At 70.6% G+C, this 14,126-nt stretch carries 9 protein-coding genes and 1 riboswitch; of the genes, 3 read left to right on the plus strand and 6 right to left on the minus strand.

All coding sequences use genetic code 11. The features are described 5' to 3' along the window. Positions 1–8: 8 nt before the first annotated feature. The 3 genes from AB0G04_RS31085 to AB0G04_RS31095 are packed head-to-tail and all read right to left on the minus strand — an operon-like array spanning position 9 to position 4,701. Complete coding sequence (locus AB0G04_RS31085; protein WP_360989815.1) at positions 9–2,450, minus strand: DUF3488 and transglutaminase-like domain-containing protein; 2,442 nt, start codon at positions 2,448–2,450, stop codon at positions 9–11. Further along, entirely contained in the window at positions 2,447–3,739 is a 1,293-nt protein-coding gene (locus AB0G04_RS31090; RefSeq protein ID WP_360989861.1) for a DUF58 domain-containing protein, read from the minus strand. Before AB0G04_RS31090 ends, AB0G04_RS31085 begins: the two co-directional genes overlap by 4 nt. Positions 3,740–3,741: 2 nt before the next feature. Further along, complete coding sequence (locus tag AB0G04_RS31095; RefSeq protein ID WP_360989864.1) at positions 3,742–4,701, minus strand: MoxR family ATPase; 960 nt, start codon at positions 4,699–4,701, stop codon at positions 3,742–3,744. A gap of 495 nt (positions 4,702–5,196) precedes the next feature. Between AB0G04_RS31095 and leuS the strand changes: the two genes are divergently transcribed. Beyond that, a complete protein-coding gene (leuS, locus tag AB0G04_RS31100; RefSeq protein ID WP_360989818.1) occupies positions 5,197–8,013 on the plus strand; it encodes a leucine--tRNA ligase in 2,817 nt (938 codons plus the stop codon). Between the two features lie 64 nt (positions 8,014–8,077). Beyond that, complete coding sequence (gene aroA, locus AB0G04_RS31105; protein WP_360989821.1) at positions 8,078–9,337, plus strand: 3-phosphoshikimate 1-carboxyvinyltransferase; 1,260 nt, start codon at positions 8,078–8,080, stop codon at positions 9,335–9,337. Between the two features lie 421 nt (positions 9,338–9,758). On the opposite strand, the gene AB0G04_RS31110 is transcribed toward aroA, so the two are convergent. From AB0G04_RS31110 to AB0G04_RS31120, 3 genes are read right to left on the minus strand one after another with little or no spacing between them, the layout of a single operon-like run. Next, the gene (locus tag AB0G04_RS31110; RefSeq protein WP_360989824.1) at positions 9,759–10,508 is read right to left on the minus strand and encodes a VTT domain-containing protein; all 750 of its coding nucleotides are present in this window, start codon (positions 10,506–10,508) and stop codon (positions 9,759–9,761) included. 49 nt (positions 10,509–10,557) lie between these two features. Next, entirely contained in the window at positions 10,558–11,271 is a 714-nt protein-coding gene (locus AB0G04_RS31115) for a glutamine amidotransferase (protein ID WP_360989826.1), read from the minus strand. After that, positions 11,261–12,481: a MurT ligase domain-containing protein gene (locus AB0G04_RS31120; RefSeq protein WP_360989867.1), complete on the minus strand. Its 1,221-nt coding sequence runs from the start codon at positions 12,479–12,481 to the stop codon at positions 11,261–11,263. Before AB0G04_RS31120 ends, AB0G04_RS31115 begins: the two co-directional genes overlap by 11 nt. Before the next feature lie 381 nt (positions 12,482–12,862). After that, a riboswitch (cyclic di-AMP (ydaO/yuaA leader) is annotated at positions 12,863–13,047 on the plus strand. Between the two features lie 6 nt (positions 13,048–13,053). Here AB0G04_RS31120 and AB0G04_RS31125 point away from each other — a divergent pair. Then, a complete protein-coding gene (locus AB0G04_RS31125) occupies positions 13,054–13,878 on the plus strand; it encodes an NlpC/P60 family protein (protein WP_360989829.1) in 825 nt (274 codons plus the stop codon). The last annotated feature ends 248 nt before the right edge of the window (positions 13,879–14,126 follow it).

Genomic DNA, 14,126 nt, shown 5'->3' on the forward strand with positions numbered 1-14,126 from the left:
GGGCCGGCTCAGCGTGAGCGGGACAGCAGCCGGCGTGGATTGAAACGGGTCAGGGAGTCGCGGAGGCCGGTGAGGCGTTCCGCGGTCCGGGTGGACCATTCGGCGAGGCCGAGCCGCCAGCTGAGCAGCACCGACGGGGGCAGCAGCGTGGCCCGGAGCCGGGTCCGTGCGGAGGCCGCCGTGGACATCCCGGAACGGATCCGGCGCAGCGCCGCGGTCAGTTCGGCACCCTGGAGGGGCTGCCGTGCGTACCTGGCGCGTTCCTCGGCCGTGCCCAGCAGGATTGCGGCGTCGGCGGGTTCGCCGTTGAGGGCCAGGTCGCGGATCAGCCGCTGGGCGGTGATCCGTGGCGTCTCGGTCGGATCCACCGGCACCTGGAAGTCGACCATCGAGTCGATCAGCTCGTCCCAGGCGGCGTGCGCGTCCTCCCGGGCCTGGCCGGCCACGCCGGTGACCGTGATATCGGTGATGCCGTCGACGGCCAGGACCGTCGGCGCGGGAGGTGCTGTCGCGGCGTGCCTGCGTTTGCGGACCAGTACCCGGCGCAGGGCTGGGACCAGCAGCAACGCCAGCAGCAGGGCGACTCCTGCAGCGATCCACAGGCCGGTCCAGTCGGTTTCCTGGACGACCGTGCCGGTGTTGGCGTCGGGGCCGCCGTCGGCGTTGGAACGGTTCTCGCCGTTGGCCGCGCCCGGGTCGGCGGACGAGTCGGGGCCGGGTTCGCCGGAGTCCGCCGAGGACGAGGTGGTCGGGGCGGGACGGTCGACGTCGGGTGCCCAGTTCGAGGCGCCGCGGGCGGAGCCGGTCACCCCGGCGCTCGGCGTGGCGTCGAACGGCACCCAGCCGAAGCCCTGGAAGTAAACCTCGGTCCAGGCGTGGGCGTTACGGTTGGTGATCGTGAAGGTGCCCGGCCCGGTCTGCGTCCCGCGGGTGAAACCGAACGCCACCCGTGCCGGGACGCCGGCGGCCCGCACCATCCAGGCCATTGCCGCCGCGTACTGCTGGCAGTAGCCGGCCTTGTTGTCAAGGAACTCGGCGATCTCGGACGCTTTCCCGGTGGTCGTCGCGGACAGGCTGTACCGGAACCCGTTGTCCTTGGAGAACCAGTTGTAGATCGCCCGGACCTTGTCGTAGTCGCTGGTCTTGCCTTGGACCAGCTGTTTGACCGTGGCGTCGACGGTGGCGTCCCCCGGGGTCGCGGTGTAGGCCCGCAGCGGGTCGTCTGCCGGCAGCGGTGCGGCCTGCTGAAGCAGCCGGGGGGAGTACGCGGCCCGCATGTAGGTGATGCCGTACTTCTGGTCGCGGGTGGTGGACCGGCCCGAGTAGAGCACCTGCTGGCTCGGGTCGTACGCCCACGAGCCCTTGAGCCCTTCGACCACGGTGGCGTGCGTGTACAGCGGCGTCATGTTCTGCTGGAGGTCCTTGGTGACCTCGACCTCGGCGCGGTACTCGGTGTAGCGGGCGGACCGGGTGGAGGCCTGCCGCCGAGGGTCGGGGAGGCCGAGCGCCAGCGCGCCGCCCTTCGGCGACTCGTGGTTGAAGCCGTTCTCGGTCAGCACGTCGGCGATGCCGAACCGCAGGTAGAACGGCTCCGGCTCGTCAGTGGTGACCTTGAGCAGGGGCACCGTGGCGTTCTCCGTGAGCCGGCCGCTGAGCGAGGCCATCAGGTTGATCCGCCCGCTGCCGGTGCCCGAACCGCCGCCCGGCCCGCCGGTGGTCTGGGTGAGCTGGGTGAGCAGTCCGCCGGTCACGGTCGGTACGCCGAGCGGCACGACCACTGCCACCAGCACGCCGACGACACCGATCCGCCGGCCGGCCGCGGCCAGCGGGGATGGCTCCCAGACGTCCACGTCGCGTCCGTCGCCGGTGAACCGGCGCCCGAAACGGCGCACCCGGTCGACGTTGTCGGCGACGAGCAGCCACAGGAAGCCGGAGGCGCCGACCACGAACGGGATCGCCGGGACGCTGTCCAGGTAGACCGCGACCGGGATCGAGTAGATCGCCAGCATCGGCAGCCCGGCCAGGGCCGGCCGGCGGAACACCGCGGTGAGCAGGTCGACCACGATGACGACCGCGCCGACGCCGAGGACTGCCACGAAGAGCAGGCCGTCGCGGTCGGGTACGGGTACGCCGTACGACCTGGTGTCCTCCCCGGCCTGCCGGATCAGCTCCGCGAAGTGCGCGAGGGTGTCCGGTGTCGGGATGATGATCTCTTTCCCGCTGGGGAAGAGCCAGGTCAGTGCCAGGGCCAGGGCCAGAATCATGCTCAGCACCTGCGCCCAGGTGGGGAACCGGAAGGTTCGGGTAGCCATCGCGGCGCCCTCGATCAGCGCCACGGTGAGCACGCACTGCGCGATCCAGGTCCAGGACTCGAAGATCGCCGACAGCGGGGCGGCGGCCAGGAGGGTGGCCGCGGCGGCCACCAGGCCGAGGCGGCGGCGCCCGGTCATCGGATCACCCCGCCGACCGTCTCGGCCATCGCGGCCCTATAGGCGAAGCCCTGCGAACCCCGTGCCACGTTCGGCCACAGCGCCGGCAGCGTCTCGCCGTGCGACACCGGCACCGACCGCCAACCGGCCCGGACCAGGGCGAGGGCCGCTGCCGCGTGTTCCCGCTCGGCCTCGGCCCCGGACGACGACGGTGCCCAGGTGCCGGTGTTGACGGCGAAGCCGATGCAGGTCGCGCCGTTGCCGCGCAGACCGCTGAGCATCTCCGCCTCGGCGACCGTGAGGGCCCCGAACAGGCCGATCACGAGGCCACCGTCGTTGCGCCGCCGGACGTGTTCGATCAGCACCGAGACATCACTCTCCTGGTCCGCCTTCACATCTGCCAGGGTGTCGAGGATCAGGCCCTCGCCGCCCCCCTCGGACGCGTCGATGTCGGTGCCCGAGCCGGTCACCATGCGGACCTTGTAACCGGACTCGCGCAGGTGGACGGCGATGCTGGCAGCCGCCGACACGGCCCACTCGAAGCTGGCGGTCGGGCCCTCGCCGCGGTGGGCGTAGGACCGGGTGTCCAGGACGACGGTGGCGCGGCTCTCCCAGGGCTGCTCCTCGCGGCGCACCATCAGTTCACCGGTCCGGGCCGTCGAGCGCCAGTGCACCCGGCGCAGGTCGTCGCCGCGCCGGTACTCGCGGGTGGCCGCGTCGTCCTCGCCGTGCACCGCCACCGAACGGGCCCGGCTCTCCCCGGTGCCCGCGTACTCGCCGGCCAGACGCACCCGGGGGAGCGGGAACACCTGCGGGATGACGGTGAGACGGTCCACGCTCGGGAAGGAGCGGGTCAGCTCGCAGAGCCCGAACGGGTCGGTGAGCCGGACCATGAGCGGACCGATCGGGTAGCGCCCGCGGACGTCGGCGCGCACCGTGTACGCCACCGAGCTGGCCTGATGCGCGCCGAGCCGCTCCAGCACGACCCGGGGACGGCTGCCCAGTGCGTACGGCAGCCGGTCCTCCAGGAGCATGGTGCCGGTGGGCAGCCGGGACAGGTTCTGCAGGCGCAGGATGACCCGCGCGCTGGATCCGACCGGTGCCCGGCCCGGCTCCAGCGAGCGGGTGCACGCCAGCTTGTAACGGCTCCGGCCGACATACCAGGCGGCCAGCAGCGGCAGCACGGCCAGCAGCACCGCCACCCGCAGCAGGTCGCTCTCGCCGAGAATGAGCGCGGAGACCGCCGCGGCGACCGCCGCGGCCAGGAACGACCGGCCGCGCGTGGTGAGTCCCCGCAGCGCCTCCCGCATGTTCACCGCCCCCGGGACTCGTAGGAGGCGCGGCCGTCGCGGGTGTCGTAGGGATTACGGGCGTGCGGCAGCGGCAGCCGGTGGACGATCTCCGAGACGATGGCGTCCGTCGTACGCCGGTTGAGCTGGGCGTCCGCGGTCGGGATGATGCGGTGCGCGAGGACCGGTACGGCGAGTGCCTGCAGGTCGTCGGGGAGCACGTAGTCGCGGCCCTCCAGTGCGGCCACCGCCTTCGCCGTGCGGATCAGCTGCAGCGTGCACCGGGGCGACGCGCCGAGCCGGATCTCCGGGGCCTCCCGCGTCGCGGTGACCAGGGCGATCGCGTACTGCTGGACGGCGTCGGCGGCGTGCACCGCGCGTGCGGTCTCGATCAGCCGGCGGACCATGGCCGCGTCCGCCACGGCGCGGAGATCGTTGAGCGGGTCATGGTCACCGTGCCCGCTCAGCATGGCGAGCTCGGCCCGCGGGTCGGGGTAGCCCATGGCGATACGCGCGGTGAAGCGGTCCCGCTGCGCCTCGGGGAGGGGATAGGTGCCCTCCATCTCGATCGGGTTCTGGGTCGCGACCACCATGAATGGCGCCTGCAGCTCGTAGGTGGTGCCGTCGACGGTGACCTGCCGTTCCTCCATGCACTCCAGGAGGGCGGACTGGGTCTTCGGCGAAGCGCGGTTGATCTCGTCGCCGACCACCAGGTTGGCGAAGACGGCGCCCGGCTTGAACTCGAAGTCGCGCGTCTCCTGGTTGTAGACGCTGACCCCGGTCACATCGCTGGGCAGCAGGTCGGGGGTGAACTGGATGCGCCGCACCGAGCAGTCGATCGAGCGGGCGAGCGCCTTGGCGAGTTTCGTCTTGCCGACGCCCGGCACATCCTCGATCAGCAGGTGGCCCTCGGCGATCAGGACCGCGAGAGCCAGCCGCACCGTCGCGCTCTTGCCCTCGATGACCTGTTCGATGTTGGCCATGATGGCGTGCGACGCCTCGCGGAACTCGGCGCTCGTCAGCGGGCCTGACGGCTCGCCCCAGGTCGGCGTTGTCACGGGCCTCCTCCATAACGTGTCTACCCCCGTAGGGCGGAGATCACCCACCGTCAAGGGGCACCGTAAGGTCGCGGGCGCCCAGCGGCCGTGGGCCTCCGGCGCTCGCCGCCCGTCCCCACAGGTTAGCCCCGTCTGCGCGCAACGCCGAAAGGCCTGATCAAGGGGGATTCGGACGAATGTGACCTTCCGCCATCCCAAGCCGGTCGCCTGTGGACAGCCGGGAGTATGTCACGCGCTCGCCATACCGGTCGCCGTCCGTGACGGGCGAGGGGTATCATCCACGCATGGCTCGGTTCGTCCTGCTCCTTAGCCGGCCGTGCTGATCCGCTGACTGATCGCGGACCAGGCACGGCAACCCCTCCTGTGCGAGGGGCTTTTTTGTGCCCTTCGGAGCCTCCCAATCATTGAAGACGAGACGAGATGGTGAAGATGAGCGACACCGAGACCCCGCCCTTCCGTTACACCGCCGCCCTGGCCGGCGAGATCGAGCAGCGCTGGCAGGACTTCTGGGACGCCCACGGAACCTTCCACGCGCCCAACCCGGCCGGTGAGCTGGCCGATCCCGGACATCCCCGCGCCGGTGCGCCCAAGCTGCACGTGCAGGACATGTTCCCGTACCCGTCCGGTGCCGGTCTGCACGTCGGGCACCCGCTGGGTTACATCGGCACCGACTGCTACACCCGCTACAAGCGGCAGGCCGGCTACAACGTGCTGCACCCGATGGGCTTCGACGCGTTCGGCCTGCCCGCCGAGCAGTACGCGGTGCAGACCGGCACCCACCCGGCGGTCACCACCGCGGCGAACGTCGAGCGGTACCGGCAGCAGCTGCGGAGGCTGGGCCTGGCGTACGACGACCGGCGCTCGTTCTCGACGACCGACCCGGAGTACTACCGGTGGACCCAGTGGATCTTCCTGCAGGTCTTCAACTCCTGGTTCGACCCGTCGGCCGGCAAGGCCCGTCCGATCGACGAGCTGATCTCGGCGTACGAGTCCGGCGCCCGCCCGACGCCCGGCAAGCCCTGGGCCGAGATGTCCGCCGTCGAGCGCCGGAAGCTGATCGACGACCACCGCCTGGCGTACGTGTCCGAGGCCCCGGTCAACTGGTGCCCCGGCCTGGGCACCGTGCTGGCAAACGAGGAGGTCACCCCGGACGGCCGGTCCGAGCGCGGTAACTTCCCGGTCTTCCAGCGCAGCCTGAAGCAGTGGATGATGCGGATCACGGCGTACGGCGATCGCCTGGTCGAGGACCTGGACGCACTGGACTGGCCGGAGCCGGTCAAGCTGATGCAGCGCAACTGGATCGGCCGGTCCCGCGGCGCCCACGTCGACTTCCCGGTCGACGGTTCGGACGGCGTGATCAAGGTCTTCACCACCCGCCCGGACACCCTGTTCGGCGCGACCTACATGGTGCTGTCCCCGGAGCACGAACTGGTCCAGTCGATCGTGCCGGCGGCCTGGCCGGAGGGCACGCACGCGGTGTGGACCGGGGGTGCCGGCACGCCCGCCGAGGCGGTCGGGAAGTACCGCCGGGACGCCGCGGCCAAGACCGACGAGGAGCGCACCGCCGACGGCAAGGTCAAGACCGGCGTGTTCACCGGCGCGTACGCGGTCAACCCGGTCAACGGTGCGAAGATCCCGGTCTTCATCGCCGACTACGTGCTGGCCGGCTACGGCACCGGCGCGATCATGGCGGTTCCCGGCCAGGACGAGCGCGACTGGGCGTTCGCCGAGGTCTTCGAACTGCCGATCATCCGTACGGTCGAAGCGCCCGAAGGTTTTGAAGGGGCTTTCACCGGCGACGGACCGGCGATCAACAGCGACTGGCTGGACGGCAAGGGAGTCGCCGAGGCCAAGGCCGCGATGATCGAGTGGCTGGAGACGAACGGCAAGGGGCGGGGCGCGACCACGTACCGCCTGCGGGACTGGCTGTTCAGCCGCCAGCGCTACTGGGGTGAGCCGTTCCCGATCGTCTACGACGAGACCGGCCTGCCGATCGCGCTGCCCGAGTCGATGCTGCCGGTCGTCCTGCCGGACGTCGACGACTTCTCGCCGCGCACCTTCGACCCGGACGACGCGCACTCCGAGCCGGAGACCCCGCTGTCGCGCAAGAAGGACTGGGTGCAGGTCGAACTGGACCTGGGTGACGGCCCGAAGACCTACACCCGCGAGACCAACACCATGCCTCAGTGGGCCGGTTCCTGCTGGTACGAGCTGCGCTACCTGGACCCGAAGAACGAGAAGTCCCTGGTCGACCCGGAGAACGAGGCCTACTGGATGGGCCCGCGTTCCGAGGGCGATGCCGGCGGTGTCGACCTGTACGTCGGCGGCGTCGAGCACGCCGTCCTGCACCTGCTGTACGCCCGCTTCTGGCACAAGGTGCTGTTCGACCTGGGCCACGTCTCGTCGTTCGAGCCGTTCAAGAAGCTGTTCAACCAGGGCTACATCCAGGCGTACGCGTACCAGGACGCCCGTGGCGTCTATGTGCCGGCCGAGGAGGTCGCCGAGCGCGACGGCAAGTACTACTTCGGCGACCAGGAGGTGACCCGCAGCTACGGCAAGATGGGCAAATCCCTGAAGAACGTCGTCACCCCCGACGAGATGTGCGAGCAGTACGGCGCCGACACGTTCCGGGTGTACGAGATGGCGATGGGCCCGCTGGACGTCTCCCGCCCGTGGGAGACCCGCGCCGTCGTCGGTTCGCAGCGCTTCCTGCAGCGTGCCTGGCGTCTGGTGGTCGACGAGGAGACCGGCGCCGTCCGCGTCTCCGACGAGCCGCTGGACCCGAAGACCCGCAAGGTCCTGCACCGGATCATCGCCGGCGTCCGCGAGGACCTGGAGGAGCTGCGGTTCAACACCGCCATCGCGAAGCTGATCGAGCTGACGAACACGCTGACCCCGCTGGGCACGGCGTCGCGTGAGGCGGTCGAGCCGCTGGTGCTGATGATGTCGCCGTTCGCGCCGCACATGGCCGAGGAACTGTGGGCCAAGCTGGGCCACGAGGGCTCGCTGGCGTACACCGAGTTCCCGGTCGCCGACCCGGCCCAGCTGGTCGCCGACGCCGTCACCTACCCGGTGCAGGTCAACGGCAAGGTCCGCGGACGCGTCGAGGTCTCCCCGGAGACCGGCGAGGACGAGGTCCGCGCGGCCGCGCTGGCCGCCGTCGCCGAAGTCCTGGCCGGCAAGGAGCCGAAGAAGGTCATCGTGGTGAAGGGACGCCTGGTCAGCGTCGTCGTCTGACCACTTCTTGGAACGGCCCGCCCGCGCTTCCGGGGGCGGGCCGTCCGCCTGATTGGATGGGCTGATGTCTGACGTGCTGCTCGTCGAACCACTGACCGCACCCGTCGACGCGACCGTCCGGCCACCCGGTTCCAAGAGCATCACCAACCGGGCCCTGCTCTGCGCCGCCCTCGCCCCCGGCACCTCCACGCTGACCGGGGCGCTCTTCGCCGACGACACCCGGGCCATGATGGACGCCGTCGCCGCGCTCGGGGCGGCCGTCACCCTCGACGAGGAACACCACACCGTCACGGTCACCGGCATCGACCCGGTCACCGCCGGCGGCGCCGGCACCATCGACGCCCGCCAGTCCGGCACCACCTCCCGGTTCCTGCTGCCCGCTGCCGCGCTGCTCAACGGGCGGACCGTCGTGGACGGCACCGAGCAGCTACGGGCACGGCCGTTCGGCCCCGTCCTCGACGCGTTGCGGCAGATCGGCGCCGAGGTGGAAGAGCTCGGGCAGCCGGGATTCCTGCCCGCCGCGGTGCATGGGCCGGCACACGGAGGACCGGTCGAGGTCAGCGGGCACATCTCCAGCCAGTTCCTCTCCGGGCTGCTGATGGCCGGGCCGCTGATGCCGCGCGGTCTGACGGTCTCGCTGACGTCGCCGCTGGTGTCGGTGCCGTACGTGGAGATGACCAAGGCCGTGATGGCCGCCTTCGGAGCCGGCGTCGACGGGCTCCGCGTCCCGGCCGGCGGTTACCGGCCCGCTCGGTACGCGATCGAACCGGATGCCAGCGCGGCGTCCTACTTCCTCGGTGCGGCGGCGATCACCGGAGGCCGGGTCACGGTGTCCGGCCTGGGAACCGAAAGCCTTCAAGGAGACGTACGGTTCGCCGACGCACTCGAACGGATGGGCGTGACGGTCGACCGCACCGCCGGCTCGCTGACCGTCCGGGGCACCGGCACCCTCCGCGGCATCGACATCGACATGGCCGACATCTCCGACACCGCGCAGACACTGGCCGCGGTGGCGGTCTTCGCCGACTCGCCGACCCGGGTCACCGGCATCGGCTTCATCCGCGGTAAAGAGACCGACCGGATCGGCGCCGTCGTCACCGAGTTGCGGCGAGCCGGCATCGACGCGGTCGAGGACGCCGACGGGTTCACCATCCACCCCGGGGTGCCGCGGCCGACCCGGTTCGCCACCTACGAGGACCACCGGATGGCGATGAGCCTGTCGCTGATCGGCCTGCGTGCCCCCGGCATCGAGATCACCGACCCGGGCTGCGTCGCGAAGACCTACCCGGCCTACTTCACCGACCTGGCTACGCTCACCCGCTGACGCCCACCCGCACTCCTGCCTGCCCGTCCACTTCCCCCAGCCGGCTGGGCACCACCGCTGTCTCGGCTGCCCGGACACAGCGGTGATGTACCGCCGGGTGCGGTGCGGCTGGCTCTGACCGTTGTTTCGGCTGCCTGGAGGCAGCGGTGGTGCGCAGCCGGTCGAGCTCGAGCCCGGCTGGCTTTCACCGTTGTCTCGGCTGGTCGGAGGCAGCGGTGATGTGCAGCCGGATCGGGCACGGCTGGACTTGTCCGCTGACTCAGCCGCTTGCTGTGTCACCGAGCGTCGGGCCGCAGACCCCGCAACTTTGGGCGGCTTGAGCGTCAGGCTCAGGCCACCACAATTCGGCGGCGGGCGGCGGGCCGGGTGGAGTGGGTGGGCTTCGGGCGTACCGGAGCGTGGGGTTGATCTTCGGGTCTGCTCAGGCCGTTGCCGGGGCGACCGCGTCGCGGCGGGCGGTGTGACGCCAGCGCAGGATGATCGCGGTGGAGAGGACGAAGCTGAACGCCGCGGGGGCCAGGGTCAGGAAGTTCATGTCGCCGGGGGCGACGACTGCCGCGCCGATGACGGCGTAGGTGACCGTGGACGGGATGGCGGCGATCGTGGTGCCGAGCAGGTACCGCTTGCGGCACACGCTGGTCGTGCCGTAGGCGTAGCCGACCAGGCCGAACGGCGCGAGCGGCAGGAAACGGACCAGCAGCACCGCCGCCAGGCCGCGGCGGTTGAGCCAGCCGTCGAGACGGGCCAGGCGGCTGCCGGCACGGGCCTGGAGAGCGCCGCGCCCGGCCCAGCGGCCCGCGTAGTAGGTGGCGACCGCGGCGATCACCGCGGCGGCCAGGGCCGCGGCGCCACCGGTCACGGCGCCCAGCAGAGCGCCGCAGCTCATCGTGATGAGGGTGCGCGGAACGAGGACCGAGAGCAACATGCCGCCGAGGACCGCGACCGCGAAGACGGCACTCGGGCCCATCGCCGAAAGTGTGTCGGCGATCTCCCGGAGCGGGAGGACCGCCGCGACGCCGGCGAGTGCCGCCACTCCGGCGGTGAGGAGGCTGAAGCGGACGACGCGACGCTTCCAGCCGACAGTCGGGACGGCTCGGTGGAGGTCGGCTTTCTCAACTGCCTGAGGGTCCGCGGGGTCTACGCCCCGCGGGGCGGTCAGGTTGTCGGTCATGCAGGCCTACCGCCCCAACTGTCGTCGGTTCAGAACAAGGTCGTGCAGGTCACACGGGGCTCGCGGCGGCGAGCCGTTCGTTGCGGAGCCGGTCGGCCCAGGTGTCGTCGAGCGGTGAAAGCCTATCCGCGCCGGTTGCCCAACGCAGTAGCAGATCGGCTATCGCCGGGTTGCGGGCCAGCGCCGGCCCGTGCGAGTAGGTGCCGAGGATCTTGCCGGCCCAGGCCCCTTCGGTCTGGCCGTCGTTGCCGATCCCGGCGGTCACCCGCGCGAGCGGTGCGGCGTGCGCGCCCAGATGGGTACGCCCACCGTGGTTCTCGAATCCGGTCAGTGCGGGCAGGCCGAGCCGCGGGTCGATGTCGCCGCGCAGCTCGCCGACGGCCCGGGTCTCACCGCGGTCCGAGGTGATGTCGAGCAGTCCCAGCCCGGGGCACTTGGCTCCCTTGGCGTAGAACGAGTGACCGAGCAGCTGGTAACCCGCGCAGATGGAGAGCACCGCGGCACCCTGGCTGACGGCCCGGTGCAGGCCTCCGTCGGTGATCAGGCGCTGCGCCGCCAGAGCCTGCGGGCCGTCCTCGCCGCCGCCGATCAGGTAGATGTCGCCGGTGTGCGGCATCGCCTGGTCGGAACGAACCTCGTACGTCTCCGCCGGAATGCCGCGGTCGGCGGCGCGGCGGGCCAGGATCAGCAGGTTGCCGCGGTCGCCGTAGGTCGAGAGCAGATCGGGGTAGATCCACACGATCCGCAGGGACTCAGTTGACACGGTCCAACTCCGCTCGGATGTCCTGGAACGCCGTGTAGTTGGCGATCACTTCGAGGCGGCCGGGTGGTACGGACCGCAGCGCCTCGTCGAAACTTTGTACGTGCCGGAACGGCACCTGGTTCACCTGGAGCCGGACGGCCAGGTCGTACGCCCGGTCGCCGGTGATCAGCACCGGCCGGTCCCGCAGCGGCGAGAAGTCGACGTCGTACAGCCACGACGTGTCCAGCCCGTCGGGGTCCCGCGCGTTGATGGAGAGCAGGGTCGGCGCCTGGTCGGCCATGTCGAACGCCTCCAGCCAGCTTGCCGGGTTCTTCGCCAGCAGCAAGCGGATGTTGCGACCGTCACGGTCGACCTGCGCGTAGCGGCCGGCGATCGACGCCACCCGGTTGAGCCGTGGCAGTGCCTCGATCGGGCGGACCCCGAACTCGGCTGCCACGGCCAGCGCGGTGGCCGCGTTGCCGATGTTGACCCTGCCCGGCAGCTGGAGTTTCACCAGGTGCCAGTCACCGCGGGGATCGATCACGCCCTCGTCCTCGACCACCCAGTGGGGGCGTGGCCGGCGCAGCGGGCAGCCGGTGCACCACCAGTCGCCCTGGGCGCGCTCGATCGGGTGGCCGCTCTCCGGGCAGACGAACGAGTCGTCGAGCCAGCGCTGGCCGGCGCTGAACCAGGTGGTCTGCGGACTGCCGGACGCGGCCCAGACGACCATCGGGTCGTCCGAGTTGGCGACGACCTTGATCTCGGGGTGGCCCGCCAGCGTCGTCTTCCACAGCTGCGCCATCATTGCCACCTCCTTAGCCCGGTCGAGCTGGTCGCGGGAGAGGTTGAGCAGTGCGACCACCTTGGGACGGGTGGCGTCGATCACCTGGGGCAGGTAGTGCTCGTCGACCTCGAGGACGGCGAAGGGGGTGTGCCCCTCCTTCGCCAGGGCCGAGGTGTGGCCGGTCGGCATGTTGGCGCCGAAGGAGTTGGTGGCGACCCGTCCGAGCACGCCGACCGCGGCTGCGGTGAGCCGCGTCGTGGTGGTCTTGCCGTTGGTGCCGGAGACCAGGGCCACCGCCCGGCCGGACGAAAGGTGGGCCAGGAGATCAGGGTCGATCTTGAGGCCGATCCAGCCACCGATCACCGAACCGTCGCCGCGTCCCGCGGCCCTGGAGAGCGCCGCGGCGGTCTTCGACACGGAGGTCGCGACCTTGGCGATGAGAGGCATCTTCCCGTCCGTCACGCCGCCGAGGGTACCGGACTCGAACGTTACGTCGCGTTGCCAGACCGTCAAGATCGCGATGCGCCCGGTGTTTTCCCCGCTCCGGGCTTTTCGGACTTTGCCCACGGTCGTGGCTGGACTAATTATGTGTTCTGGTTCACCCGTAACCTTCGACTGATAGTTATCGGCCGACTGCTCTTGGTAATGGCAAATGTCTCGTGGAGATAACAAACCGGACGTCGGCAACTGTGCCAATCACGGAGTGTGATTGACGACGCGCTGACGATCATGGCCGAACTCGGGTACCAAAGATTCGCTGGCGGCACCCGCTCGCCGGCCGCACCGATCCGATCCACGCCGAGCCCTGCCCCGGGCCGGACGGTGCGACACCGCAGTCAGCCAGACCAACCAAGGCAGTCGGGGGCAGGGACGGGGGACCCATATCCGGTCTCTCCCGCGCCGCATCAGTGGCGCAACGGGAGGACCTTGGGGTGAAGCCGCCCACCCGCGGCCGGGCATACCTTCCCGCCCGAACCCGACAGCTAACCTCGCAGGCGTGCCGGAGGGATCTCTCTACCGTGCACGAGCACAACTCGAGCCGGCGCCGCCGCGCGTCCGTCGGCACCGGTACCGTCGCCCTGTCCCTGGGTCTCTGCCTCTGTGCCGGGCAGTTGATCGCCGCCTCACCCGCGGCGGCGGCCTCCCCGGCCACCGCGGCCGTGGTCGCCACCCCGGTCGTCGCAGCCGCGGCTCCCGCGATCACCCCCCAGCTGGCCGCGACGACCAGTACCCGGAACCTCCCCTGGGGCTCCACCCTCAAGGTCACCGCCAAGGTCATCGACCCGTCCACCGGCAAGGTCGCCAAGGGCACGGTCCGTCTCCAGGCCTGGCAGAACGGTGCCTGGCGTACCTGGGACACCGAGACCGTCCGGAGCGGAGCGGTCACCCTGGCCGTCAAGCCGACGTCCAGCGTCTGGCTCCGCACCGTCTTCACCGGTACCGGCTACAACCAGAAGGTCACCGGCAAGGTCAACGTCAAGGTCAAGGCGAGCGGTGCCAAGGTGCTCGCCGAGGCGAAGAAGCACAAGGGCGCGCTGTACAAGTTCGGCGCCTCCGGGCCGAGCCGGTTCGACTGCTCGGGATTCACCAAGTACGTCTACAAGAAGGCGGCCGGCAAGAGCCTGCCGCACAAGGCGAACTCCCAGCAGAAGTACGGCAAGGCTGTCGCCAAGAGCAACAAGAAGATCGGTGACCTGATCGTCTTCCGAAACGGGTCGTACGGCTACCACGCCGGGATCTACGCCGGCAACGGCTACATCTACGACTCGCCCCGCACCGGAACCAGGGTCGGCAAGCACAAGATCTGGAACAACAACTATGTGGTACGCCGCCTGGTCGCCTGACCGGGCACGGTGTCAGCGGTGATGGTCGCCGCACCCGAGCGCGGTGCCGGCAATGAGCCTTACCGCACCCATCGCCGCGCCCATCGTCGCACCGGTGCGCAGTGGCGCAGTAAGTAAGGAACAGCAGCGACGCCCGTGGGGCGTGACCCGGACCGGGGTGACGCCCCCCGGGCGGGTCCGGTTGCGGCCCTGCTCCACAGAGCGGTAGTGCGTGGGGGGGGGGAAGAGTGTGACCGGCAAAGTGTAGA

The organism is Actinoplanes sp. NPDC023801, assembly GCF_040639655.1.
Lineage (GTDB): Bacteria > Actinomycetota > Actinomycetes > Mycobacteriales > Micromonosporaceae > Actinoplanes.

Excerpts from the sequence above, each read along its gene's own strand:
- aroA (WP_360989821.1), top strand. The coding sequence starts at position 8,078 with ATGTCTGACGTGCTGCTCGTCGAACCACTGACCGCACCCGTCGACGCG.
- AB0G04_RS31090 (WP_360989861.1), bottom strand. The coding sequence starts at position 3,739 with ATGCGGGAGGCGCTGCGGGGACTCACCACGCGCGGCCGGTCGTTCCTG.
- AB0G04_RS31110 (WP_360989824.1), bottom strand. The coding sequence starts at position 10,508 with ATGACCGACAACCTGACCGCCCCGCGGGGCGTAGACCCCGCGGACCCT.
- leuS (WP_360989818.1), top strand. The coding sequence starts at position 5,197 with ATGGTGAAGATGAGCGACACCGAGACCCCGCCCTTCCGTTACACCGCC.
- AB0G04_RS31120 (WP_360989867.1), bottom strand. The coding sequence starts at position 12,481 with ATGCCTCTCATCGCCAAGGTCGCGACCTCCGTGTCGAAGACCGCCGCG.
- AB0G04_RS31095 (WP_360989864.1), bottom strand. The coding sequence starts at position 4,701 with ATGGCCAACATCGAACAGGTCATCGAGGGCAAGAGCGCGACGGTGCGG.
- AB0G04_RS31085 (WP_360989815.1), bottom strand. The coding sequence starts at position 2,450 with ATGACCGGGCGCCGCCGCCTCGGCCTGGTGGCCGCCGCGGCCACCCTC.